Annotated in this window: 20 protein-coding genes; 11 read left to right on the top strand and 9 right to left on the bottom strand. The window is 42.0% G+C overall.

Translation table 11 applies throughout. The annotated features are described in order from the left end of the window. Positions 1-11: 11 nt before the first annotated feature. On the bottom strand, positions 12-1,595 hold the full coding sequence (locus tag B0O44_RS05345) for a glycerol-3-phosphate dehydrogenase/oxidase (RefSeq protein WP_110827892.1): 1,584 nt from the start codon (positions 1,593-1,595) through the stop codon (positions 12-14). 246 nt (positions 1,596-1,841) lie between these two features. Here B0O44_RS05345 and B0O44_RS05340 point away from each other — a divergent pair, with 246 nt between their 5' ends. After that, positions 1,842-2,615, top strand: coding sequence for a DeoR/GlpR family DNA-binding transcription regulator (locus B0O44_RS05340; protein WP_110827890.1), 774 nt, complete (start codon positions 1,842-1,844; stop codon positions 2,613-2,615). Position 2,616: 1 nt separating this feature from the next. Here the strand turns inward: B0O44_RS05340 and B0O44_RS05335 are convergent, their stop codons facing one another. Continuing rightward, entirely contained in the window at positions 2,617-3,084 is a 468-nt protein-coding gene (locus B0O44_RS05335; protein WP_110827888.1) for an Lrp/AsnC family transcriptional regulator, read from the bottom strand. 415 nt (positions 3,085-3,499) lie between these two features. Here B0O44_RS05335 and B0O44_RS05330 point away from each other — a divergent pair, with 415 nt between their 5' ends. Beyond that, the gene (locus B0O44_RS05330; RefSeq protein WP_110827886.1) at positions 3,500-4,360 is read left to right on the top strand and encodes a sigma-70 family RNA polymerase sigma factor; all 861 of its coding nucleotides are present in this window, start codon (positions 3,500-3,502) and stop codon (positions 4,358-4,360) included. A gap of 35 nt (positions 4,361-4,395) precedes the next feature. On the opposite strand, the gene B0O44_RS05325 is transcribed toward B0O44_RS05330, so the two are convergent. From B0O44_RS05325 to B0O44_RS05300, 6 genes are all read right to left on the bottom strand, one after another. After that, entirely contained in the window at positions 4,396-6,915 is a 2,520-nt protein-coding gene (locus B0O44_RS05325; RefSeq protein ID WP_110827884.1) for a family 20 glycosylhydrolase, read from the bottom strand. A gap of 66 nt (positions 6,916-6,981) precedes the next feature. Further along, positions 6,982-8,589: a SusD/RagB family nutrient-binding outer membrane lipoprotein gene (locus tag B0O44_RS05320; protein ID WP_110829135.1), complete on the bottom strand. Its 1,608-nt coding sequence runs from the start codon at positions 8,587-8,589 to the stop codon at positions 6,982-6,984. A gap of 25 nt (positions 8,590-8,614) precedes the next feature. Next, positions 8,615-11,896, bottom strand: a complete 3,282-nt coding sequence (locus B0O44_RS05315) for a SusC/RagA family TonB-linked outer membrane protein (RefSeq protein ID WP_245943596.1) — start codon at positions 11,894-11,896, stop codon at positions 8,615-8,617. 265 nt (positions 11,897-12,161) lie between these two features. Next, on the bottom strand, positions 12,162-13,130 hold the full coding sequence (locus B0O44_RS05310) for a FecR family protein (protein ID WP_110827882.1): 969 nt from the start codon (positions 13,128-13,130) through the stop codon (positions 12,162-12,164). A 90-nt stretch (positions 13,131-13,220) separates the two neighbouring features. Further along, entirely contained in the window at positions 13,221-13,808 is a 588-nt protein-coding gene (locus B0O44_RS05305; protein ID WP_110827880.1) for an RNA polymerase sigma factor, read from the bottom strand. Positions 13,809-13,966: 158 nt separating this feature from the next. Further along, a complete protein-coding gene (locus B0O44_RS05300; RefSeq protein ID WP_110827877.1) occupies positions 13,967-14,314 on the bottom strand; it encodes a hypothetical protein in 348 nt (115 codons plus the stop codon). Between the two features lie 137 nt (positions 14,315-14,451). On the opposite strand from B0O44_RS05300, the gene B0O44_RS05295 reads away from it, so the two are divergent. Further along, positions 14,452-14,976 (top strand): ExbD/TolR family protein, encoded by a 525-nt coding sequence (locus B0O44_RS05295; protein ID WP_110827875.1) that lies wholly within the window; start codon positions 14,452-14,454, stop codon positions 14,974-14,976. A 239-nt stretch (positions 14,977-15,215) separates the two neighbouring features. Here B0O44_RS05295 and metK read toward each other — a convergent pair whose 3' ends face one another. After that, positions 15,216-16,466 carry a methionine adenosyltransferase gene (gene metK, locus B0O44_RS05290; RefSeq protein WP_110827873.1) on the bottom strand — a complete coding sequence of 417 codons (1,251 nt, stop codon included), beginning with the start codon at positions 16,464-16,466 and terminating at the stop codon, positions 15,216-15,218. 232 nt (positions 16,467-16,698) lie between these two features. On the opposite strand from metK, the gene B0O44_RS05285 reads away from it, so the two are divergent. The 8 genes from B0O44_RS05285 (at position 16,699) to B0O44_RS05245 (ending at position 24,124) form a co-directional block, all read left to right on the top strand. Continuing rightward, complete coding sequence (locus B0O44_RS05285) at positions 16,699-17,586, top strand: diacylglycerol/lipid kinase family protein (RefSeq protein WP_110827871.1); 888 nt, start codon at positions 16,699-16,701, stop codon at positions 17,584-17,586. Between the two features lie 36 nt (positions 17,587-17,622). Beyond that, positions 17,623-17,973: a translation initiation factor gene (locus tag B0O44_RS05280; protein ID WP_110827869.1), complete on the top strand. Its 351-nt coding sequence runs from the start codon at positions 17,623-17,625 to the stop codon at positions 17,971-17,973. A 145-nt stretch (positions 17,974-18,118) separates the two neighbouring features. After that, on the top strand, positions 18,119-19,723 hold the full coding sequence (gene pckA / locus B0O44_RS05275; RefSeq protein WP_110827867.1) for a phosphoenolpyruvate carboxykinase (ATP): 1,605 nt from the start codon (positions 18,119-18,121) through the stop codon (positions 19,721-19,723). A gap of 285 nt (positions 19,724-20,008) precedes the next feature. Then, complete coding sequence (locus tag B0O44_RS05270; protein ID WP_110827864.1) at positions 20,009-20,848, top strand: MotA/TolQ/ExbB proton channel family protein; 840 nt, start codon at positions 20,009-20,011, stop codon at positions 20,846-20,848. Between the two features lie 86 nt (positions 20,849-20,934). Further along, positions 20,935-21,552 carry an ExbD/TolR family protein gene (locus B0O44_RS05265; protein ID WP_110827862.1) on the top strand — a complete coding sequence of 206 codons (618 nt, stop codon included), beginning with the start codon at positions 20,935-20,937 and terminating at the stop codon, positions 21,550-21,552. A gap of 8 nt (positions 21,553-21,560) precedes the next feature. Beyond that, entirely contained in the window at positions 21,561-22,112 is a 552-nt protein-coding gene (locus B0O44_RS05260; RefSeq protein ID WP_110827860.1) for an ExbD/TolR family protein, read from the top strand. Between the two features lie 29 nt (positions 22,113-22,141). Next, positions 22,142-22,966 (top strand): energy transducer TonB, encoded by an 825-nt coding sequence (locus B0O44_RS05255; RefSeq protein WP_110827858.1) that lies wholly within the window; start codon positions 22,142-22,144, stop codon positions 22,964-22,966. Between the two features lie 252 nt (positions 22,967-23,218). Beyond that, complete coding sequence (locus B0O44_RS05245) at positions 23,219-24,124, top strand: PstS family phosphate ABC transporter substrate-binding protein (RefSeq protein ID WP_110827847.1); 906 nt, start codon at positions 23,219-23,221, stop codon at positions 24,122-24,124. Positions 24,125-24,251 lie beyond the last annotated feature (127 nt).

Here is a 24,251-nt window from a genome sequence, read left to right as displayed (position 1 = left end):
GAACAGCTGTTTTAAGGGGTATAAGGCTCCAGTAAATAAGACTGGGCAAGGGTCCTGAACTGAAGAACCTGTTCTTGTTGCCAGGTCTGGTCTTTGCCCAATTCTGCTGCCATGAGCCGGGCCACCTCAGGCGCGGCATCTATAGCTGCCCGGGCATCCAGAAATAACGCACGGACCCTTCTGGCCAGAATGTCTTCCACGGTTCTGGCCATCTCCTGCCTGATGCCCCAAATGACTTCGGTTTTTAAGAATGGCAGGCGGGGGTGCAACTTTTCAGCCCACTGCGGATGTGCCTTTCCCAGGGCAGTAAGGGCATCCTGATCACTTCCATAAATGTACAAATGGTTGCTGCGGTCCACATCCTTTTTATTGCCATGTATAGACAGGTTTTTTGTCTGGCTTGGAACAGCTTTTAGTTGACCAATTTCTATCGCTTTATCGATGGTATCTTCACCCATTTTTCTGTAGGTGGTCCATTTCCCCCCGGTAATGGTGATCAAGCCGGATTCAGTAACGATTAATTTATGACTTCGGGAAATCTCTTTGGTTTTTGAAGAGCCGTCTTCTGGGGCTGCCAGGGGACGCAGGCCGGCAAAAACGCTCAGGACATCTTTTCGCTCTGGGGCTTTGCTCAGATACCTGGAAGCGGTGTTTAGGATAAAGTTAATTTCTTCTTCCAGTGCAACGGGTTCCAGACTGTGCTGGTCAAGTGGCGTGTCGGTTGTTCCTACCACCAGTTTATCGTGCCATGGTACAACAAAAAGTACCCGTCCATCATCTGTTTTTGGGATCATGATGGCGTCTTCACCAGACATAAAAGAGCGGTCAAGGACCAGGTGTACACCCTGACTGGACCTGACCAGAGGTTTTTTTTCGGGTTTATCCATTTGTAAAAGGTCATCCACAAATACACCCGTCGCATTAATAACGGTTTTGCCCTGTAAAATATAGGTCTGCCCCGTTTCTATGTCGGTGGCAGTTACGCCAGAAATTTTACCCTTTTGGTCTTTGACTAGGCCGGTCACTTTGAAGTAATTCAGTATGGTGGCCCCAAGTTCCAGACTGGTCTGTGCAAGGTTTACGGCCAGCCGGGAGTCATCAAACTGACCATCGTGATAAACCACCCCGCCATATAATTTTTTTTGTTCAATGGTCGGAAGCCTTTCCACAACCTTTTTTCTGGAAATGTGTTTTGTTCTGCCAAAACCAAGTTTTCCGGCCAGCAGGTCGTACAGTGTAAGCCCTATGGTGTAAAAAGCACCTCCCCACCACTCGTAATTCGGGATAATGAAAGATTCGTTTTTAACCAGGTGTGCTGCATTTTTTAACAACAATCCTCTTTCATGCAGGGCCTCCCTGACCAGTCCGATGTCACCCTGGGCCAGATACCTGACCCCACCATGGACCAATTTGGTACTCCTGCTGGAAGTGCCCTTGGCAAAGTCCGCCTGCTCTAGTAACAAGGTCTGATAACCCCGGCTTACGGCATCCAGTGCTGCGCCAAGGCCTGTTGCGCCCCCTCCAACGACAATTACATCCCAGACTTTGTCCGGATCGGTAATCCTTTCTGTGATTTCTTTTCTGTTGGTGCTCATTTTTGATTTTCTTAGGTGTTTTAGATGCTTTCGTTTTCTTTATATCAAATCTAAAAATAAAACAATTCAAAACAAATAAAAAACAATCAAAACCTTTTTTGATCTGTTCACCGGTTTTGTTACGTTTTATTTAGCTGTTTACTTCCATTCGAAATAAAAAACAATAAAAACGAAAGAAATATGAAATAAAAACCAATGTATTAGGTTTGATTTATTTAATTTTGAGATGAAAACGAAAAGCCCCAGATGAAAACCATAACCCAAAGGCACCAGCTGATCCTTAAAAAACTCGGAGAAACCGGGCATGTAAATGTGCAGGAACTCAGTGCACAAATGAAAGTTTCGGAAGTAACCATACGGAAAGATCTGAAATTGCTGGAAGATAAAGGTCTGCTTTTCCGTACCCATGGGGGTGGTTCAAAAAACAATCCCTATACCAATGACAAGCCTGTTGCAGAAAAAGAACAGCTTCATGCCGAGGAAAAAAAGCAACTGGCCAAAGCGGCTGCGGAAATGATCGGACATAACGACTCTATCATTATCGCTTCTGGTACCACGATGCTGGCATTGGCCCGGTCCATCCACCCTGAAAAACACCTGACAGTGATCACGTCGGCCTTGAATGTTGCACTTGAATTATCACAACATCAGCATGTGGATGTTTTGCAGTTAGGGGGGCAGCTCAGACAGAATTCATCTTCAGTGATGGGGCCTTATGCAGAGCAAATTTTAAAAGATGTATCCTGCAGTATTTTGTTTCTGGGCGTAGACGGGATCGATCTGGAAACTGGATTGACCACTACAAGCCTGATGGAGGCCCGGCTGAACCAGCAAATGATCGGTGCGGCGCAGGTTACTGTGGTGCTGGCCGACAGTTCCAAGTTTGGTAAGCGGGGCTTGGGCAAAATTTGTGGTCTGGACCAGATCCATCACATTGTTACCGATGAGGGGATCAGCGCCTCGATGGTTGAAATCCTGGAAGACCGGGGCATCAAAGTGACCATTGCCCCCAAAGGCTAAATCAAAGTATTAAGGCGGTGTCGTGTTTTGCCTGTGATAAAACCAGGTAGCTGTGCACATTGCCTATGTTTGGAAGGCTGGCCAGTTTTTCCCTCAAAAAATTATTATAGGCCTGCATATCCGGAAGGACGATCTTTAGCATAAAATCAACATCTCCGGTCAGGTGGTAACATTCCATAACCTCCGGAAACTGGCTCACCTGGTCCTGGAACTGACGGAGTACCGCTTCTGAATGACTGGTCAGGTGAATGTGCGGAAAGGCAATGAACAGCGGGCTGATTTTTTGCTGGTCCAGCAGGGCAACAAAGGCTTTAATATAACCTTGTTCTTTCAGCCTTTTGATGCGCTGAAAGATGGGGGTTTTTGACTTTTTGAGCTGTTTGGCAAGCTGGTCAATCGTTAAATGGGCATCTTTCTGAAGCAGGTTTAAAATGCCTTTATCGGTTTCATCAAGCGCAGGAATATTCATAAAAACCTATTTTGTTTTTTTAGTTAGTGTAATTTTTACAAAGGATGCCAGGTTAATAATGAACATTCAAATATATAAAAACTTGGATTAAGCCTTTAAAATTTCAAGTTTTTTACATTTTTATTTCAGTCTTTTTTTCTGGCAGATAGTGTACGTACTCCCGGCTTAAATATAAGACAATGTCTCTAGAGTACAAGGAAATAATGTTTTGTCTTTAATCTTTAACCAATGTTAAAAGAAACATTATTTGGTTTTGTTTTGCATAAAAAGTCATTTTTTCTAAAGTTATTGATTTACTAGGCAATATGTTCCAAACCCTGCAGATTTGTTCTGTTATTAATTAGACGAGGCAAATAAAACCAGGTAGCTTCTGGCACTTCAAATCACCGCCGGAACTATATTATCTGAACTGAACATGAGAGATCTTAAAATTGAAAGGTCAATAACCAACCGCGATGCTGATTCTTTAAACCGCTATTTTACAGATATCAGTAAAATAGACCTGGTCAATGTACCTGAAGAAGTTTTACTTGCAGCCAAAATAAAAGAAGGTGATCAGGCTGCACTGGAAAGACTGGTTAAAGCCAACCTGAGGTTTGTGGTTTCGGTAGCAAAAAAATACCAGAACCAGGGGCTGACCCTTGGTGATCTGGTCAACGAAGGAAACCTTGGGCTGATTAAGGCGGCACAGCGGTTTGATCATACCAAGGGGTTTAAATTTATCTCTTTTGCCGTATGGTGGATCAGGCAGGCCATGCTACAGGCTATTGCCGATCAGAAAAGAATTATACGCCTGCCTTTAAACCAGGTGAACGGAATTATGTTGGTCAATAAAGCGATTACTACACTTGAGCAGCAGTTTGAACGCCTTCCGACCCCGGAAGAGTTGTCCGATTATACAGAACTGACCGTAGACAAAGTGATTGATTACCTGGAGCATGCGGGTTTGTCACTTTCTCTGGACAGCAGCCCTTCAGAGGAAAGTGAAATTACCCTGATGGATACTTATGCAAATAAAAACAGCCCTGCGGCAGATGAAGTGGTGGAAGGGAGATCCCTTTCCCAGGAACTGGCCAGGATGCTCGGCCGTTTGCAGGCGCGTCAGGCAGAGATCATCCGTCTTTATTACGGATTGGATGGTAGGGAATCCATGGGTATGGACGACATTGCAAAAATGATGAAAATTTCCAGGGAACGTGTCCGTCAGATCAAAGATGCGACCATAAGGACACTTCGGGAAATGCTCAACAGAAAATTAATGATGGAATACAGATAACAAACAAGGCCCCACTAATCCGGGGCCTTGTTTGTTTAAGGGTTCAGGATGCTGATGCTTTTTCCTGACCTTCCATTTTGATTAAAGGCCGCCAGTGTAATCTTTCCTTTAACTTTTAGGGGTGTAGTATAACGCTTGCTTTTTGCGGTAGGTGCAGAGCCGTCAGTGGTATAGCGTATTTGTAAGCCCGGTATTTGTACATTGGCCTGTACAGCACCGTCTTTTATTATTGCGCCGGGAAGCGGGATCCTGTATTGGAAGCCGCCGGCATAATAATCAAGTCTTGGCAGTTCCCTTTTGCCCAGGATGCCAAGAAATTCAGACCAGCTTTGCTGGTAGAGTTTCGAAGATTTTTCTGCATCTTTTTCCTTTGCCCAGTCTGGATCTTTTGCCCATGCCCTTTCTGCCAGTCCAAGCATTTTTGGCAGAATCAGGTATTCCATTACGACCGGTCCCTTGCTTACCTCGCTGAAAAGAGCGCCCTGCAAGCCAACAATGTTTTTGCGTCCTTCTTCGGTCAGCCGCTGCTTGTCTTTAAAAAAACCGTCCGGCAGGGTATTGCCCATTCGGTCAGTGCTTGTGTTTTTGTAGTAATCGTAAGGGATCAGGCTGAAAGGTTTGTCCACATCGACATAACCACCCCAGTAATAACCTGGCTCGTCAAAAGATTTGTAATAAGCCATGTCAAAGTATAAGTTGGTAACCCCGGCAAAAATCACCTTATAGCCTTTATTGGCCAAACGGTAGGCGAGGTCTTCAGCACCCCAGCCCATCATATTGTTCCAAACCTCCAGGTGTAGGTTCTGGCCCAGTAAAGCTTCATTAAAAATGGTTTCTTTTTTACCATCTTTGTCTATTTTACGGGTGCCGGCTTCTTCCCAGGCGCTTAGGTAGAGGCCATGTTTTTGCAGAATGTTATTGACTTTGCCATAGTAATAGCCCCAAAGGTCATCTGCTGTTTTAATTGTGCTGTCCTGTTTCATTAATGCTTTCACAGCAGGTGATTTTTCCCAAACCCCGGTAGGAACTTCATCCCCACCATAATGAATGGTTTTTAAAGGAGCGCCTGCAGTCCTATACATTGCTTGTATTTCGGTGGTAATGGTTTCGATAAAATTATATACAGAGGGTAGGGCAACATTCATCACATTGTCATTCCAGTACTGTACAGAACGGTAAGCTGAAAGGTCGTCTTTTTCACTGAGCAGGTATTTTGGGTCATTTCTGGCTTCCATCGCCTTAACTGCTGCCCGGGCATGACCTGGGCTTTCGATTTCAGGAATAACCCGTATGTGTCTTTCATTGGCATATTTTAAAATCTCAATGAAGTCCGCTTTGCTGTAATAACCACTTCCATAAGGGTTATTTGCATCCGGTCCTGAACCTAAGCTGGGCTGAAGGTGATTTTTTTCCTTTACATCATGGCCTCTTTTGCTTCCATAAGAAGTCAGCTCTGGCAAGGCAGGAATTTCGAGTCTCCAACCCTCATCATCATTAAGGTGAAAATGTAGCACATTGAGTTTGTACAGGGCCATCAGGTCCAGTAATTTGAGCACTTGTTTTTTCTGCTGAAAGTTCCGGGCCACATCGAGCATAAATGCACGGTGCCCAAAACGGGGCTCATCATATACATTTAGTGCCTGCAGTTGAACTTTTTTCTGTGGCTTTTTAAAAAGTACAGGCGGCAGGAGTGTTTTCAGGGATTGAATTCCGTAAAAGATTCCCGTAGCGGAGGCGGCAGAAATCCGGATCCCGGTGCTGCTCACCTGAAGCTCATAGGCTTCTTCAGGCATTTGTTTCTGCAGAAGTTGTATGTCCGGGCCATGCGGCTGCTTTTTTTTGCCTGGAAGGAAAGCAGAGGAGATAAAAGTTTCCAGCTGTTTTTTTTCGAGGCCGAAGGATGGATCGGCATGAATATTTACTGAAGCATCCAGATTGAAAGCGCCTGTGCCCAGGGTGTAGCTTACAGGTGTGGGAAAAATTTTTACCACAGGCTCCAGATCTTTGATCTGACTGTTTTGCGCATAAAGGATGGAAGCATTTGTAAAAGGGACCTGGTCCTGGGCTGTGCGTGCAATTTGTTTTTTCTGGACAGAGGGGATGGCTTTTACATCGGGAATACTAAAGGTCCGTTCCGGCCAATTGTCCAGGACTAAATAAAAACCAGAGGGGGCATCTGTGGCACTAACCACCCAATCCCCTGAAACAAATTCAATTTTTAAAGAAGCACCCCGGGCCAGCCCTTTAAAATCTGCACCAGGTTCCAGGGCAAAAAAATCACCGTTCAGGTGTTTGATATTTAGCCCAGAGGTTTGCAGCTGCTGTTTTATTGGTCTGGCAAAATTGAAATAGATTTTCCAACCCTTTGCAGGGAGTTTCCAGTTTTTTGAGGTACTGATATGGAGTACAGACCTGGTTTGGGCTTCATTTTTATAGCCATTCTCCAGAATTTCCCATCGGATGTGAAGTTGGTTTAAGGTTTTCCCGGTAAACTGGGCAAAACTTTGGAATTTAAAAGCCAAAAGCAAAAAAAATAAACAAAAGGTCCTGGGCATAACAAATGATTTTAGGAAAGATAAAAAAAATCCCCGCCGGAGCAGGGATCTTCGAGCGTCATACAATTAAAAATTAGGTTTATTGACATCCCACCATACCCTTGTTCCTCCATTATCATTTCCTCCCAGCAGTTGTACCGCCTTTTTCACTTCCGTACCATTGGTTGAATACTCATCGGAAGGATAAGGCAACCTGCGGATCTGTATAGTAGTGCTGATGGTGTTGTTGCTGTTGTTGTTCACCACAGGGAACAATTTAGGGTAACCGGTCCTGCGGTATTCAGTCCAGGCTTCCTGGCCTTCAGGAAACATAGCGAGCCATTTTTGTGTGATGATGCGTTCCAGGTTTACCTCAGGAGTGGCCGCACTGTTCCATTTTATGGTAATGGTGGATACCGGATTGGAGTTGTTGTCTGAATTTAAAGGATCTACATAACCCGTTGGAAGGCTGCTGGCATCATTAATATAAGTGCTGCCACTGGCGCCCCATTGGTTCATTGAAGTTTGTATACCGGTATTGTAATTACTTTGAGGATCCCCAAATCCCGTCCATCCGCGCAATGCAGCTTCTGCTTTCAGGAACCAGACTTCTGCAGCATTCATCATCATCATTGGTGAATTTAAACCAACAATGGTGTTAAAATTTAACGTAGAAAAACCATTGTAACCAGGTTTCGCTGTCACATTAGACCCAATTCGGATGCCTTTATATTGTCCGGTAAATTTTGGATCTGTTGCGGGCAACAGATAAGCAGAGGTTCTGGGGTCCTGATAACCCACCAGATAAGACTCAAGGGCGGCACCGGCGCTAATGTCTGTCCAACTGGTGGTAATAACATTCAGCGGATTGTGATAACCTCCGCCTGAAATGCCTGCATTATCTGAATTTACAGTCATTACACCACCATTTGTCGGATCAATTGCTTTTTGGGCCTGTGCCTGTGCGGTCGGGGCATCTGCTTTTACAATATGCATGGCCAGCCTTAGCCTCAGGGAGTTGGCGAATTTTACCCATCTGGTATAATCTCCACTATAAACCAGATCATAAGCAGCAAAAGGTGTTTTGCCGGGATTGGCCTTTATAAAAGTGTTAAGGTTGTTCACCGCGGTGTCCAGTTGCAGAAAGAACTGCTGGTAAACATTTTGCTGGCTATCATAAGGCGTATTTACAATCGTATTTCCTGCGGCAGAATAAGCGATGGGGCCAAATTTGTCAGTCATTCTGTGGAAAGCTTCTACTTTTAAGATAAGTGCAATGCCCCAGAAGTCAGGAGCTGAAGTCCTGGTGCCAGCTTTTGCAATGGCGTTGATGGAAAACAGGGTTGTGGTATAGGAATCTATAAAACTTCTGGAATTCCATCCATCGACCAGACTATAATTGAGGTTATTAATGTTTCCCCGAAAAGGATTTGGAGACATCATATAGCCTGAATAACAATCTGCACTTAGGTTTTGCGCAAGTTGGTAAGGGCCTTCCAGACCAAAAATTGAAGCCTGGATGTTCGGGTAAACCAGGCCAATCTGAAACTGGCCGTTTTTTAGCCCTGTATTGTCTGTATTGTATTTTTCAAAGTCCTTTTTGCAGGCGGTAAAGGTACATATAAACAAAGCCATTAGTACAATCAGAAGGTGTTTGTATCCATTCTGAAGGGACATTATATAGTGAGTTTTCATCGATTTTTTTTTTGAGGGTGAATACTTATAGCGTAACATTCAGATTGAAGCCAAAATTACGTGTGGCAGGCTGGCTGAAAACATCGACTCCTGAAAGCCCGTTTCCTGTTGACATCGTTACTTCAGGATCAAATGGTGCTTTCTTGTGGAAGTATAAAAGGTTCCTTCCAATTAAAGAGAGTCTTACACTTTTAAAGGCTCCTTTTTTTACTGGAAAAGTATAACCCAAAGAAGCTTCTCTTAAACGGACTACCGTTGCACTATAAATATAATTTTCTGTAATTCCATCCCGGCCACCAACACTGGTATACCATTTTTTTGGATCAACACTATTGATGGCTTCACCTGTAGTTGCATTTACGCCATTGATGAGCACACTTCCCTGGTCTCTCGCTTCACCTGTTACCTTAGAAACACCGTATTTATCCATCACTGCCTGAGTTAAGGATAAAACCTGTCCTCCAAATTTTCCATCGACCAGGAAGCTGAACCTGAACCCTTTGTATTCGAAGCTGTTGTTCCAGCCGAGTTGGAACTTCGGATTTGGGTTTCCAATATAATGGTATCCGTCATTTACCAGTGGTGTTCCGTTGCTGCCAATTAAAATTCTGTTTTGAGCATCCCGTTGAAAAGTGACCCCATAAATATCACCAAAAGAGCCTCCTGTCGCTAATACAGATTCATAGGTATTGTTCCGGTTAGGGGTAATGATAAACTTGTTGATGCCATCTTTTGAATCGACATCAATTACCTTGTTTTTATTTGCAGAACCGTTTATGGAGCTTGTCCAGGTAAATGTCGAATTTTTGATGACATCATAACCCAGCATAAATTCAATACCAGAGTTTTGAATATTTCCAGCATTTACATAGCCCTGTGAAAATGTGGTCACAGTAGAAGGGATGATCTGTATAAATTGGTTTTTAGTGTTGGATTTATAATAAGTGAAGCTCAGGCTAAGTTTATCTTCCAGAAAACGGAGATCGGTTCCGAGCTCAAAAGAAGTTGTTTTCTCGGGTTTTAGTTCCGGGAAGGGTGCTACAGAATTTAAAACAACCCCTCCGCCAATTCCCAGATGGGTCAATGGATTGGTCACATAATTTGGCACGGTGTTACCAACCTGGGCATAAGTACCTCTGATTTTTGCATAAGAGATGGCTTTAGGAAGGGTGAACATTTGGTTTAAAATAAAAGATAAACCGGCCGAAGGATAGAAATAAGAGTTGTTCGGAGTGAAGGCCAGGTTAGAAGACCAGTCATTTCTTGCGGTCAGGGTTAAAAAAGCCCAGGTTTTATAGGAAATATTTCCGTTTGCAAATACAGACTGGATCTGGTTATGATTATTGGGCAGGGTCGTAATCGGCGGGCCTCCGTTAACAGTTGCAATGTTTTCCGGTAAGAATACATTTGGTACAGTTAAACCTGGTTGTGAATAATTATTGCTGGCATCTGGACCAATGAGCTGTCCGTAGGTGCTGGCATCTGTAATGCTGCTTCCCAGGACACCGTCAATTTTTATATCTGATTTATTGGGAACGGTAAAGGTTAACAACAAATCTGCATATTTTTGTTCCGTGGTCTGGTTGCTCAGCAGCAATTGCCCGTTTGCTTTTGCCAGAACAGCGCTGGTACTTGCATAGAGGTCTTGCTCATATACATCTGTAAAACGATCGATATTTCCCCTTGCCTGAACATTCAGCCACGGGGTGATTTCATATTTAATGCTCGCATTTAATAAGATCCGGTTGCGTTTTGCCTGGTTGACATTTCTATTGGTCACCCACCATGGATTTTGTTGGATGTCTTCATTGAATGGCCAGTTCTGTATAGGTGCCCCGTTCCCAAATTTTACAGGAGGAAGTTCAAACTGATCTTTGTATGGGCTAATGTCTCTTCCTCTTGGAAATAAATATAACCCGGTCAGTGGATTTAAATAAAATCCCAGGCCCGGACTGTTATCTATTTTTTGTGTAATGTAATTGACGTTGGCATCAACGGTTAATTTATTGTCCAGAAAATGCCCGGTTTCCCGGAAGTTTACATTGTGGCGTGATAATTTATTGCCTGGCTGCACACCTCTGGCAGTCGTATTTGCATAGGAGAAATAAGACTGGGCAATCTCGGTACCGCCGGAAAGATTAATGGAATTGGTAAAATTTCTTCCGGTCTGGAAAAAATTGGAAACATTATCCTGAGGGGAATTTATGTTGGCTCCCCAGGAATCCGCTCCTTTTGGGGTTTGTCCGTAACTGTTTTGAAAAGCGGGTTTGTAGGCAATTTTATCTATGGTTAAAGAGGAGGAAAAGTTAATTTGGGTTTTTCCGGCCTTTCCTTTTTTTGTAGTGATTAAAATAACCCCGTTTTGCGCCTGACTACCATAAAGTGCCGCTGCAGAAGCTCCTTTTAACACTGTAATGCTTTCGATGTCGTCCGGGTTTAGGTTAGATATCCCATCTCCACCATCCTGGCTTGGACTGACCTGACCGTTAATGGGGCCCTGGCCAACATTACTTCCAAAAGTGGTGTTGGGCTGACCATTGGCATTGGAGCCATTCGAAATTGGAACCCCGTCAATAACGTATAGGGGTTGGTTGTTTCCCCCCGCAGATTTATTACCCCTGAGGATTACTTTTGCTGAGCCACCTACGCCTGATGCACTTGGAGAAATAGTGACCCCGGCAATTTTACCGTTTAAAGAATTCATCAGGTTATCACTTTTAGCGCGGGTCAGTTCTGATCCGGAGATTTGCTGGGTGGAATAGGTAATGGATTTCTCTGATTTTTTTATGCCTAATGCGGTAACGACAACCTCACCAAGTAATTTGGAGTCTTCGGTAAGTGTAATGCTCATACTAGAAGAACTTACAGGAACTTCTTTTGTCGCGTAGCCAATATAGGTAAGGACTAAAATATCGCCTATGTTTGCCTGTAAGCTGAAACGGCCGTTTGCATCTGTTTGTGTGCCAACTTTTGTTCCCTTGACAAATATGGTTACTCCAGGAAGCGATTTGCCACTGGCATCGTTAACCGTTCCGTTAATGCTGATGAAATTAACATTAGCCGTTAACGAAGGCATACTTTCATTATTTTGTGCAACACCAATATAATTCCCTACCAATTTAAACTGCAGCGAGGTTTTGCCCTGCAGTTGGCTGAGTACTTCAGAAAGGGGTTGTTTTCTTACATTTAAACTAAGGGATGGCAATTCATTAATGACCTGCTCATCATAAACAAAGGTAACATTGGCCTGTTGTTCAATTTTTTTAAAAATTTGTTTAACACTTGCCTTGGTTAATCTAAAGTTCATTTCCTGGGCTTTTGTAGCCTTAGCTGCCAATAGTGTTGTAAAACACATCTGTATGCCAATTATAATTGTAGAAATGCGCATGCATTTTCGGAATATAGGCAATGCTTTGCCGTAAAAATTTATCATATTTGTTATAGGTTTAATTCGGTTAAACTGTAGCCTGCTGTTTATGGGTCTCAAGCATATACACAGTGGCTAAATCATTTCCGGGGGCACCTGGTGTTCCCGGTTATTTTCCTCCCTTAGCTGCTAAGTCGGGTTTAGGTTATCTTATTACAGAAATGCTGTCATTGGCCATTTGATATTTAAAATGTTTGGTGAAACTTAAGATGCGCATGACCGAATCCAGGGGTTGGTTGCCCAGGGTAATGGAAATGTGTTCATTAAGCAGTTTTTTATTGTTGACGGATATTTTGGTATTGTATTTTTTTTCCAGGACTTTAAAAATATTTCCTAAATCTTCCTGTTCAAACACCAGCTGACTTTTACACCATGCGTTAACGGCTATTTCTTTAACAGGGGCTTTTATTAATTGATTGCTTAATTTGTTCAGCGTGGCTTCCTGACGCGGAAGGAGCATTACTGCCGGAGTTTTGGCGTCTTCTTTAAGGGTGATGCCTACCTTCCCTGTAACTACACTGACTTTGGTTTTGCCTTCATTATGATAGGCCCTGACATCAAAGGAGGTGCCCAATACAGTTACATTTAACGTATTGGTTTTTACAATAAAGGGTTGTTTTGCCTGATGCTTGATTTCAAAATAAGCCCTGCCCTCCAGTAATTCAACCGTACGGTTCTGAGCATGGAATTTTTTAGGATATTTAAAAACAGAGCCTTCATTGAGCCAAACTTTAGAGCTGTCTGGCAAAATAATTTCTACAATTTTACTCGAAGGTACCTCGACCAGTTGAGGTGTACTGCTCTTCTCTTTAAGAAACAGCTGCCAGCCAAAAAAAACAAGTAACACCGCAGCGGCTGCAGAAATGCTGCCGGTGAATAGCCTTTTAAAAGCAACAAAAGATTTCTTTGCTTCCCCCACCGGCATTTGTTGCTTTATGCTGTTTAGAATACGTTGTCTGACCTCTTCTTCTGTTTCCGGCGTATTGGTGTTTACATATTCTACCCAACCATCATTTGTGGTGTCGTACCATTGATTCAGCAAACGCTTTTCTTCTTCAGAGGCTTTTCCTTCCAGGTACTTTTGCGCTAAAAGCTGCAGTTCTTGTTTGTTCATGTTTTATTTGGCCGTATATCTCTATAGAGTCAAAGCAGGACAGAATACCCTTAGTGTAAAAGGAAGATTTTTTTAAAAAGATTGGAAAGCTTATTTTTTTAGGAACAGAAAGGAAATCAGGACATAGCCCAAGTGGGTTACATCACCAAAATTTGCCCGAATGACCCTTAGGGCCTTGGTCAGATGTGCCTCTGCTGTCTTTTGAGTAATGTTTAGCTGCTGGGCAACTTCCTGCAAGGATTGGTCCTGGATTTTATTGTACTGGAATACAAGCCTGCATTTTTCCGGTAACTTATTGGATAATTTGGTAATAATTTCCAGCAGTATTTTATTGTCCAGGTCTATTTCATCTGCAGCCTCGGTCTGCAGGAGGTTTTCTGAATTCTCCTGTTTACTGTATTTTTTCTCTTTGGCGATGTGCCGGTAAACGGCATACCTGGTCATGGCCGACAGGTACTGCGTTAAAGAAAGGATGTTTAAGTTTTGCCTTTTTTTCCAAAGGACCAGGAAAACCTCCTGGACAATTTCTTCTGAGGCTTCCGTGTCTTTGAGTAGCTTATGGGCAATGTAGTAAAGCTTATCCCAATAGCGGTTGTAAATTTCTGTAAAAGCAGATTCATTCCCTGTTTTAAGGAGACAGATGAGTTCTTCGTCCTGTTTCGAATGATCAGCGTTCACAATTGGTTAGATATTTAAAACGAATTTAATAAAAAATTAATCAATTAGGTTTGCATTGATGAATACTTTTACTAAAAAAATATCTGCTTAAACGGATGGGCCTTTGAAGGGCGGAGCGTGTCAAAAAAAATGAGGCCCGTAATTTATGGGCCTCATTTTTAACTGAATAATTCCTGCATATCCCTGTCGGCGGTAGGGATTTTTTTTAGAAAATCATCAAATCCGGCGATTTCCTGAGAGCTGTACATTCCATAAGCATCCAGGATATAGCCAATCTGCCCCTCTTTGTCTTCAAGAAGATAGAGGACCGAGTTATCGGCCGGATCTGAATCTCCTTCGAAGCGATAAGTTTTAATGATGGTCAGGTCATCAGGGTTATAAATCTTGTTTTGGCCAACCCCCTGCATTTTGCCATGGTCAGTCATTTTTATTTCGTTGTCCAGCCCTTTCTGTCTTAACTTTTCCAGAATCTGGCTCAGGGTGTTCATATCTACATGCGTTTTCATAACTGGTCGATTTTATACTTATAAAACAGTACCAGCAGGAAATGGTTTCAACAGAAAAAAACTAAAAATTAAAAGGAGTTTTTCAAAGCTTATGGATTCAGCAGGTTTTTTACATCCTGATGTAAACAGACAAGCATATGGCAACACTCAATCTTCCCCAAAATGGCAAGGCCAGATATGGGAGAACCAGGCAGGCAGCCCCTTCAGTAGATTTGACCGCAATGGTAGACCTGGCCTTTTTACTGATTACTTTTTTTATGCTCACGACCTCCTTGTCTAAATTCAACCAGATGGAAGTCGCAAAGCCTGTTGAAAGTCCGGTCCCGGCGGCTTATCCGGCTTCCAGGACTATGACACTGCTGCTGGGGAAAAATGATCAGATTTTCTGGTACATGGGAGAGGCTTCAAAAGCAGTACTGCGGACCGCCGATTTTAAAACCATCCGCAAATTGCTGATGCAGCAACAGAAAGCTGTTTTTGCATTGCACCACCAGGATCCCGGAAAATTTATGATTGTGATCCTGAAGCCCGCTGCAGGGTCGAAATATGAAAACCTGGTCAATGTTCTCGATGAAATGAATATTTCGGGAATCAGATCTTATGCGATAGAAGATACTCAATTTTTTAAGGAAGAAATAACCTATCTCCAGAAGCAGGGATAGCCATGGAATTCTTTACAGATAACAGGGACTTTACAGGGACATTACAGGGACTTGGCACGGACATTACCCGGAGGATATTCGAGTAATGTCCGGGTAAAAACCGGGAGACCTTCCTGTAATTTTTGGGTATTCCCTGAACAATAATAAAACTGCACATAAATTATGGACAAAGAAAAAGGGCTGAATGATTACACTCAGCCCTTTTTCGTACAGCAAGCAGCTGTTTATGGTGAACTGCCTTACAAAGAGAAGGCTTTTTTTACCTGATCAACAAAGTCTAGTTTTTCCCAGGTAAACAGCTCTACGGTAACCACTTTTTCTTCACCATTAGGTGTTCTGAAGGTTTTAGTTACGGTTTCTGGTTTACGGCCCATATGGCCATAAGCTGCAGTTTCGCTATAAATAGGATTTCTTAGTTTTAATCTTTGCTCAATGAAGTAAGGACGCATATCAAAAATGCTTTCTACGATTTTTGCAATCTCACCGTCTGTTTTGTTCACTTTTGCGGTTCCGTAAGTATTGATATAAATACCCATTGGCTGAGCTACACCAATGGCGTAACTTACCTGTACCAGGATTTCATCTGCAACACCGGCAGCAACCAGGTTTTTTGCAATGTGACGGGTCGCATAAGCTGCGCTGCGGTCTACCTTGCTTGGATCTTTTCCTGAAAATGCACCACCACCGTGAGCACCTTTACCACCATAAGTATCCACAATGATCTTTCTGCCGGTCAGGCCGGTGTCTCCGTGGGGTCCGCCAATAACAAATTTACCGGTTGGGTTAATGTGGTATTGGATTTTGTCATTAAACAAATGGGCATACTGAGGATATTTGGTAATGATTCTTGGTACCAGGATGTCTACCAGATCTTTTTTGATTTTTGCCAGCATTTTGCCTTCCTCATCAAAATCGTCATGTTGTGTGGAAATTACAATGGCATCAATACGCACAGGCTTGTTGTTGTCATCGTATTCCAGGGTGACCTGCGATTTTGCATCTGGACGCAGGTAGGTGATCTCCTTGTTCTCTCTTCTTAAAATGGCCAGTTCCTGTAACAGGGTATGGGACAGGTCCAGTGCCAGTGGCATATAGTTTTCAGTTTCGCTGGTGGCATAACCGAACATCATTCCCTGATCTCCTGCGCCTTGCTCTTCCTTACTGGAACGGTCTACACCCTGGTTGATGTCCTGTGACTGTTCATGAATTGCAGAAAGAATTCCACAGGAATTCGCTTCAAACATATATTCACTTTTTGTATAGCCAATTCTTTTAATGACATCACGGGCAATTTGCTGTACATCCAGATAGGTTTTGGATTTTACTTCACCAGCCAGGATCACCTGTCCAGTAGTCACTAAAGTTTCACATGCTACTTTTGAATCGGCATCAAAGGCAAGGAAGTTATCAATTAGAGCATCAGAAATTTGATCTGCTATTTTATCCGGGTGACCCTCAGAAACAGATTCGGATGTAAATAAATAAGACATTTTAAATAATTAATTTAAATACTTAACAATTATGTAAAATGGAATATGATCCTGCTGACAGACAGTAAAAGGAAGTGTATAATAGGTTAGCACTTTTTTTTACGTGGTTGCAATCCCGTTACTTTTGGTGTAACATCGCAAATCAGTCCACTTTAATGCTGCAAAATTACTACATATATTTAAAATAGTCAAAAAATATCGATTATTTTGTAGAATCATTAATACATGACTTTTGGCAAAATCTAATATATTATTTATTATCAATCCGATTTCGGGAGGTAAGGATAAATTAAAAATACCGGCACTGATCGATGCAAATCTGGACCGATCTAAGTTTAACCCTAACTATTCTGTCACAGAATATGTTGGGCATGCGGCAGAAATAGCGGAAGAGGCTGCAAACAAAAATTTTGATATTATCGTTGCAGTAGGAGGGGATGGCACCATTAATGAGATCGGCTCTAAGGTGATCCTTCAAAATAAGGTTTTGGGCATTATTCCTTTTGGCTCAGGAAATGGCCTGGCCAGGTTTCTCAAAATACCAATGAGCCCGGTAAAAGCCATAAAAGTGATCAATGAACTAAATATTAAACAGATTGATACGGCAACCTTTAACGATAAGGTCTACTTTAATATGGCTGGAATGGGGTTCGATGCGCACATCAGTTCCATCTTTGCTGGTCATAAAACCAGGGGCCTTTCGGGTTATGTAAAGCTTGGGCTGCAGGAAATGCTCAGTTACAAACCGGCAACTTATACCATCACTGTAGATGGAAAAGTCTTTACCAGAACCGCCTTTGTGGTCAGCATCGCAAATTCTTCACAATACGGAAACAATGCGCATATTTCACCTCTTGCTTCAGTAAGCGATGGCTTGCTGGATGTTTGTGTGGTCAGAAATTTTCCTTTATACAAACTGCCTTTGCTGGCTTATCATATGATGACCGCCAATACCCACCGAACGGATATGGTTGAAATTATACAGGGAAAACAGATTCACATCAGCAGGCCCAAAGAAGATGCCATTCATATAGATGGTGAACCCTTTTTTATGGGCAAGGATATTGATATTTCTGTGAAGCCCTTATCTTTAAATATTATTGTGCCTGCCGGTATATAAGGAAGCCGGTTCCCAAAGAATTAAATCAGACGAAAAATGAAGAGTAAAAAGAAAACACTGAATGATTTTGGAGGGATCATGTATTCTACAGACCCTTCTTTTGTCTATCCCCAGGAAGAGGTCGCCAGCGAAAGCCTTCCTGCAAATCAACAGAACCTTCGGGTGATGCTCGACCGGAAAAACCGGGGGGGGAAAGCCGTTACGTTGATTACCGGTTTTTCAGGACCTGAACAAGAGCTGGAAAAACTGACAAAAATGCTAAAAACCAAATGTGGTGTTGGCGGAGCCTCTAAAGAGGGGGAGATTCTGATCCAGGGAGATTTTAGAGATAAAGTGCTGGATATCTTGCTCAAAGAGGGATTTAAGGCGAAAAAATCTGGGGGTTAAAAAACCTTTTATTTTCTTTTTAACTTGCTGTAATTCAGTTTGTTGGTTGTTAGTGTAAGCGGAACAATAAGTAAAATTTTTCCGTAAAAAGGGTACCTAATCCCTTTTTATCTGACTAACTTTGTCGAACTAACTTTATTTATTTATGAGCAAAGCTTTTTTGCAAAAACCGGACTTAAGCTATTTGAACCTAAGTTCCGATAATGCCTTCTACCAACTTGAGGTAGCAGAATTGGTTGAAGAAGCCCTGAAAAATGGGGAAGGAACCCTTGCCGATACCGGCGCACTGGCCATTGATACCGGAAAATTTACCGGTCGTTCTCCTAAAGACAGATTTATCGTTTGTGATGAGGTAACCAGGGATGCGGTTTGGTGGGGAGACATTAATATCCAGTTCAGTGAAGAAAATTTCAACGCTTTATATGATAGAGTGACCAGCTATCTTCATGGTAAACAAATTTATGTCAGAGATGCTTATGCCTGTGCAGACGAAACCTATAAAACCAGTATTCGGGTGGTCACAGAAAAAGCTTTTCAGAATTTATTTGCAAACAATCTTTTCCTCCGGCCCGGGAAAGAAGCGCTGGGAGAACAACCGGAGTGGACCATTATAGCCGCACCGGGTTTTTTAGCAGATCCTGAAAGGGACGGGACCAGGCAGTCTAATTTTTCAATCCTGAATTTTACAAAAAAAATCATTCTGATTGGTGGTACCGCGTACACCGGAGAGATTAAAAAAGGAATCTTTTCTGTACTGAACTTTGTGTTGCCTCAGCAGCGCCAAACCTTGTCAATGCATTGCTCTGCCAATGTGGGCAAAGAAGGGGATACCGCAATTTTCTTTGGGCTTTCCGGAACTGGAAAGACCACTTTATCCGCAGATCCCAACAGGGGCCTGATCGGAGATGATGAACATGGCTGGGGTAAAGACAGCGTTTTTAACTTTGAAGGCGGCTGTTATGCCAAATGCGTGGACCTTACCGCAGAAAAAGAACCTCAGATTTTTAATGCGATTAAATTTGGTTCTCTTCTGGAGAACATCAACTATTTTCCAGGCGGACGGGAAGTTGATTTTGCCAATATTGATAAAACCGAAAATACCCGGGTGGCCTATCCTATACATTATATAGATAATGCGGTGCTTCCATCTATTGCAGGTACACCCAAAAATATATTTTTCCTGACTGCAGATGCTTTTGGGGTATTGCCTCCGATTTCAAAACTGAATACCGGACAGGCGATGTTCCATTTTATTTCAGGCTATACGGCAAAAGTTGCAGGAACAGAGGCAGGGGTAACAGAGCCTCAGCTTACTTTTTCTGCTTGTTTTGGTAAAGCCTTTCTTCCATTACACCCGACCCGTTATGCGGCATTGCTGGGTGAAAAGATGAAGCAGCACAAGGTTAATGTATGGTTGGTGAACACCGGATGGAGCGGTGGCGCTTATGGTACCGGAAAAAGAATGAAACTGGCTTATACCAGAGCAATGATCACTGCTGCCCTGAATGGCCAATTGGAACAGGCCGAATTTGCTGAACATCCGGTCTTTGGGTTAAAAATGCCATTGAACTGTCCCGGCGTTCCTGCAGAAATTTTAAATCCAAGAAATACCTGGCGGAACGGACAAAATTATGATGTAAAAGCCAATGAACTTGCCCAGGCTTTTATTGATAATTTTAAGCAGTTTGAAAAGGATGCAAATGAAGAAATGCGTAGTTCGCTACCAAAAATCACTGAAATAACGGTTTAAAGCATTTTTTTTAGTTAAAAATTTGCATTTGATTTTTTTTTTAGTTTTAATTGTGAAAGATTGTCTCTTAATAGGGGCAATCTTTTTTAATATATGCTTCTGCTAAAGGGGAAATACGCAAGCGTAACGAATTTATAGGTATTGATAATTTAATGTTGAATTAAGATTCAAAGTTATAAATTTGCTACAGCAACAATTGTGTATATTAGTCGTTGTGTGTATTATAGAATAATTATCTAATTTTAAAAAAAAACAAAGTACTAAGAACTAAAAAACTAACAAAAAATGGCAAACGCACCAAAACCAACAACAGTTACAAAAGAAAGCTCTTCAGCTTCTAATTTATTCGCGACTTTAGTGATCCCTATTTGTATTATTATCGGGATATGCCTTTACAAATTTGTATTGGGTGATAGGGGAAATTTCGTTGACGGAGCAGATCCTGATTTGCACACCACTGTTCCTAAAGTAGGTAATTACGCAGGTATGGCATACAAAGGTGGGGTTATCGTACCGATCCTTATGGGTATGCTTTTAATGGTATTTGTATTCTCTGTAGAACGTTTTATTGTGATCAGCAAAGCGACAGGATCAGGTAGCCTTGATGCTTTCATCAAAAAAATCCAAAGCCTTTTAAGCGGTAACAACATCGAAGCTGCTATGGCTGAGTGTGATAAACAAAAAGGTTCAGTTGCCAACGTAATCAAATCTGGTTTGAAAAAATACCGTGAGATGGAAGTTGAAGCGAACATGGATACAGATCAGAAATGTTTAGCAATTCAGAAAGACATTGAAGAAGCAACAACTTTAGAGATGCCTATGTTAGAGCAAAACTTAACAGTAGTTGCAACATTAGTTTCTGTAGGTACATTAACAGGTCTGTTGGGTACAGTAACAGGTATGATCAAGGCCTTCGGTGGTTTGGCTACATCTGGAGCTCCGGATCAGGCAGCATTAGCAAGTGGTATCTCTGAGGCCCTTATCAACACGGCCACTGGTATCTGTACTTCTACTATTGCGATCATCATGTACAATATCTTAACTTCTAAAATTGATAAATTGACTTATGCAATTGATGAAGCCGGTTTCAGCATCATCCAAACTTATGCTTCTACGCATAAATAAGAAATAATGAATTTTTTTTTACCGGCTTTATGGAAAACCGGAAGAATTAACATCATTAGTATAAAACATAAGTAATTTTAAAAATTATGCCAAGAGCAAAGGTTAAAAGAAAGAGTACTTCGATTGATATGACCGCCATGTGCGACGTAGCTTTCCTATTACTGACTTTCTTTATATTAACAGCAACAGCACGCCAGCCTGATCCTTTGGATATAAAACTTCCGGCTTCGAGCTATAAGATCCCGGTTCCGGATGTGGACATTGCAAAGCTGTCGATCGGTAGAGGCAAGGTCTTTTATGAGGTCGCTGGAAAAGACGTAAAAATGCTTACGCTGGACAAAATGGGAGAGCAGTATAAAATCAGCTTTACCCCACAGGAAAGAGAACGTTTTGGCGTTATCCAATCCTTTGGTGTTCCAATCCAGAACCTTAAACAGTTCATCATGATGAACGATCAGGCCACCAGGGATAAATCAGGTCTGCAAACAGGTATCCCTACGGATTCCCTGAACAATCAGCTGGCTGACTGGATCCTGAACTCCCGTAAAGCGGTAGCGGAATTGCATTCCACTGCAATGCGTGTGAGTATCAAAGGTGATGCTAAAGAAGAGTATCCAGTAATCAAAAAAATTGTTGATATTCTTCAAAAACAAAAAATTAACAAATTTAGTTTAATTACAACTGCCGCAGGCGGTGCTAAATAAAATAGACAATGGCAGAATTAGATACCTCCAGCGGGGGCGGTAAAAAAGGAAGCGGTAAAGTCAGAAGTAAGAAAGCCAGTACCAAAGTAGATTTAACTGCGATGGTGGATCTTGCCTTCCTGCTGATTACCTTCTTCATGCTTACCACTTCCCTTTCGAAGCCAATTGCAATGGACATTGCAAAGCCGGATAAGGATGTTAAGGATGAGAACAGGCTTGAACTGCGTGCTTCCCAGACCATGACCATCCTGCTGGGTAAAAACAACAAAGTGGCCTGGTATATGGGGGAGGCTGGAAAAAGCCAACCTAATATTGAAGGTTATGGTGACATTAGAAAATCCATACTTGCCAATAAAAAGAAAGTAGCGGATATGAATAATAACGATCCTAAGAAAACACTGGTTGTCGTAATTAAACCTACATCAGGTGCGAGTTATGAAAACTTTGTTAATATTATGGATGAGTTAAACATCACCAAGATTACTGCAGCACCAGCAATTGATGATGAAAACATCACGGATGCAGAAAAAGATTTCATGAAGAAAAATGGAATTTTATAATATAATTTTAACATTAAAACATTAAAGCAATGTTCGGTTCTAAAATAGATTTATTCAGGAAGGAATGGCTTGATGTTGTTTTTGATCAGAAAAACAAAAGCTACGGGGCTTACCAGCTTCGCAGGCAAAACTCTTCAAACACAACCAAGTCTTTATTCTATGCCTCAGCAGTATTTATCTTACTGTTCGTGTCGCCTAAAATTATCTCTTTGATAAAAGGTGCGCTTCCTGAGGAAGAGGTTGTTAAACAAGTAGAGGTAACAGTTGCTCCACCACCACCGGTAAACCCGGATACCCCTCCGCCGCCACCGGTAGAGCCTCCGCCGCCAAAACAGGATCAGGTTAAGTTTCCTCCTCCTATTGTAAAGCCGGATAACCTGGTGCGTGATGAACAACCACCTCAGATTGAAGATTTGAAAAAAGCTGACCCTGGTCAGAAAACCATAGCCGGAGATCCGGATGCAGACATCGTTGTTGCAGCCCCTGTTGGAAATGGTCCGAAACAAGCAGCTGTAGTAGAAGATACTAAAGTTTATGACTTCGTAAGTATTGAAACTCAGCCAGGCTTCCCGGGCGGTATGGACAAGTTTTACGCTTATCTGCGTAAAGCGGTAAAATATCCTCCGATGGCTGCTGAAAACAACATTCAGGGTAAAGTATTCTTATCTTTTGTGGTAGAAAAAAATGGTGATTTAACTGACATCCATGTTGACCGTAAATTAGGCGGTGGTACGGATGAGGAAGCCGTAAGGGTATTAAAGGCAAGTCCACGTTGGACTCCTGGTATTCAGAATGGTAAACCGGTTCGTGTTAAATACAACATTCCAATCAGCTTTACTTTATCAGGTCAATAGTATTTATAAATGATTGACTTCAATTTTTTTAAACAGAAATCGCCTCAACAGCGATTTCTGTTTATTTTAGGGCTGGTTATGTTCCTGTTCTACATCATTTTAGGAGCCTCCCTGATTTTCTGGAAAGAATTTCCAATCAACGAGGAAGTAATATCCCGTAAGTACAGAATATTACTTGGATTATTACTTATGGTTTATGCCGTAATCCGCTTTTACCGTTTAATTAATCAAAAAGACAATTAAGAGATCTACATGAAACACCTGGGGTTTATATTGATGTTGCTGGTCGTTTTTGCTTCCTGCAAAAATAAAAAAACGCCGCAGGCTGAATCCGTTCAGTCCAGGACAACCGGGCATACAGATATCCTGGTGGATGAATCTTTCAATAACATTATTGCAGACCAGATTGAGATCTTTACTTCTGATTATCCGGATGCCCATTTTACGGTAATCCCGGGTAATGAGAATAAGATACTCCCTACCTTTTTAAAAGATAGTGTGCGGGTCATGGTGTTGTCAAGGATGTTAACGGCAGATGAAGAAAAGGTCTATACCAAAAAAAGTATTCCGGTTTACACGTCCAGGTTTGCCATAGACGGGATTGCCTTGATTACAAGTAAGGAAAATGCAGACTCCACCATTACAGCTGATGAGATTATCTCCATTATGAAGGGAAATTCCACAGGTGTAAAGAACCTGGTCTTTGATAATGCTTACTCGAGCACCATCCGGTACTTTAAAGATCTGGCCCAGGTAAAGGAGATTCCTAAGAAAGGGGTGTATACCTTGAATACCAATAAGGATGTAATTAAGTATGTTTCGGAAAATAAAGGTTATATCGGGGTAGTGGGCATCAACTGGCTGATTAAACGTTACAGTGAACCAGCTGACCATACAGAAAACATAAAGATGCTGGGCGTAAAGAATGTGAAAGGAAAAAAAGGGGATGATGCTTATTACAAACCTGTACAGGAAAACCTGATCAGTGGCGTTTATCCTTTTCTCCGGAATATTTATATTATAAATGCAGAGGGTAAAGAGGGTTTAGGCACAGGTTTTGCAAATTGGTTGGTAAGCCAGCGCGGACAATTAATTGTACTGAAGTCTGGATTGGGGCCACATAAAATTGTATCGAGGGATTTCAATTTAAAGAATTGAAACTGAATTATATATTTATTTTGATTCATGAAGTTTTTTTGTAGCTTCATGGCTTTTTAAAATAGGGGTTAAGCCGTAAGCGGCTTCATAGCAATTAAAAAACAATAGACGAACCATGAAACCTGCG

This window comes from Pedobacter nutrimenti (genome assembly GCF_003208655.1).
Classification (GTDB): Bacteria; Bacteroidota; Bacteroidia; order Sphingobacteriales; family Sphingobacteriaceae; genus Pedobacter; species Pedobacter nutrimenti.
The sequence above is the reverse complement of the archived record's forward strand: the minus strand, read 5'-3'. Positions and strand labels throughout refer to the sequence as shown.

Bases quoted from the DNA above. Each gene is read 5' to 3' on its own strand.
- B0O44_RS05345 (WP_110827892.1), bottom strand. From the start codon at position 1,595: ATGAGCACCAACAGAAAAGAAATCACAGAAAGGATTACCGATCCGGAC.
- B0O44_RS05340 (WP_110827890.1), top strand. From the start codon at position 1,842: ATGAAAACCATAACCCAAAGGCACCAGCTGATCCTTAAAAAACTCGGA.
- B0O44_RS05335 (WP_110827888.1), bottom strand. From the start codon at position 3,084: ATGAATATTCCTGCGCTTGATGAAACCGATAAAGGCATTTTAAACCTG.
- B0O44_RS05330 (WP_110827886.1), top strand. From the start codon at position 3,500: ATGAGAGATCTTAAAATTGAAAGGTCAATAACCAACCGCGATGCTGAT.
- B0O44_RS05325 (WP_110827884.1), bottom strand. From the start codon at position 6,915: ATGCCCAGGACCTTTTGTTTATTTTTTTTGCTTTTGGCTTTTAAATTC.
- B0O44_RS05320 (WP_110829135.1), bottom strand. From the start codon at position 8,589: ATGAAAACTCACTATATAATGTCCCTTCAGAATGGATACAAACACCTT.
- B0O44_RS05315 (WP_245943596.1), bottom strand. From the start codon at position 11,896: ATGAACTTTAGATTAACCAAGGCAAGTGTTAAACAAATTTTTAAAAAA.
- B0O44_RS05310 (WP_110827882.1), bottom strand. From the start codon at position 13,130: ATGAACAAACAAGAACTGCAGCTTTTAGCGCAAAAGTACCTGGAAGGA.
- B0O44_RS05300 (WP_110827877.1), bottom strand. From the start codon at position 14,314: ATGAAAACGCATGTAGATATGAACACCCTGAGCCAGATTCTGGAAAAG.
- B0O44_RS05295 (WP_110827875.1), top strand. From the start codon at position 14,452: ATGGCAACACTCAATCTTCCCCAAAATGGCAAGGCCAGATATGGGAGA.
- metK (WP_110827873.1), bottom strand. From the start codon at position 16,466: ATGTCTTATTTATTTACATCCGAATCTGTTTCTGAGGGTCACCCGGAT.
- B0O44_RS05280 (WP_110827869.1), top strand. From the start codon at position 17,623: ATGAAGAGTAAAAAGAAAACACTGAATGATTTTGGAGGGATCATGTAT.
- pckA (WP_110827867.1), top strand. From the start codon at position 18,119: ATGAGCAAAGCTTTTTTGCAAAAACCGGACTTAAGCTATTTGAACCTA.
- B0O44_RS05270 (WP_110827864.1), top strand. From the start codon at position 20,009: ATGGCAAACGCACCAAAACCAACAACAGTTACAAAAGAAAGCTCTTCA.
- B0O44_RS05265 (WP_110827862.1), top strand. From the start codon at position 20,935: ATGCCAAGAGCAAAGGTTAAAAGAAAGAGTACTTCGATTGATATGACC.
- B0O44_RS05260 (WP_110827860.1), top strand. From the start codon at position 21,561: ATGGCAGAATTAGATACCTCCAGCGGGGGCGGTAAAAAAGGAAGCGGT.
- B0O44_RS05255 (WP_110827858.1), top strand. From the start codon at position 22,142: ATGTTCGGTTCTAAAATAGATTTATTCAGGAAGGAATGGCTTGATGTT.
- B0O44_RS05245 (WP_110827847.1), top strand. From the start codon at position 23,219: ATGAAACACCTGGGGTTTATATTGATGTTGCTGGTCGTTTTTGCTTCC.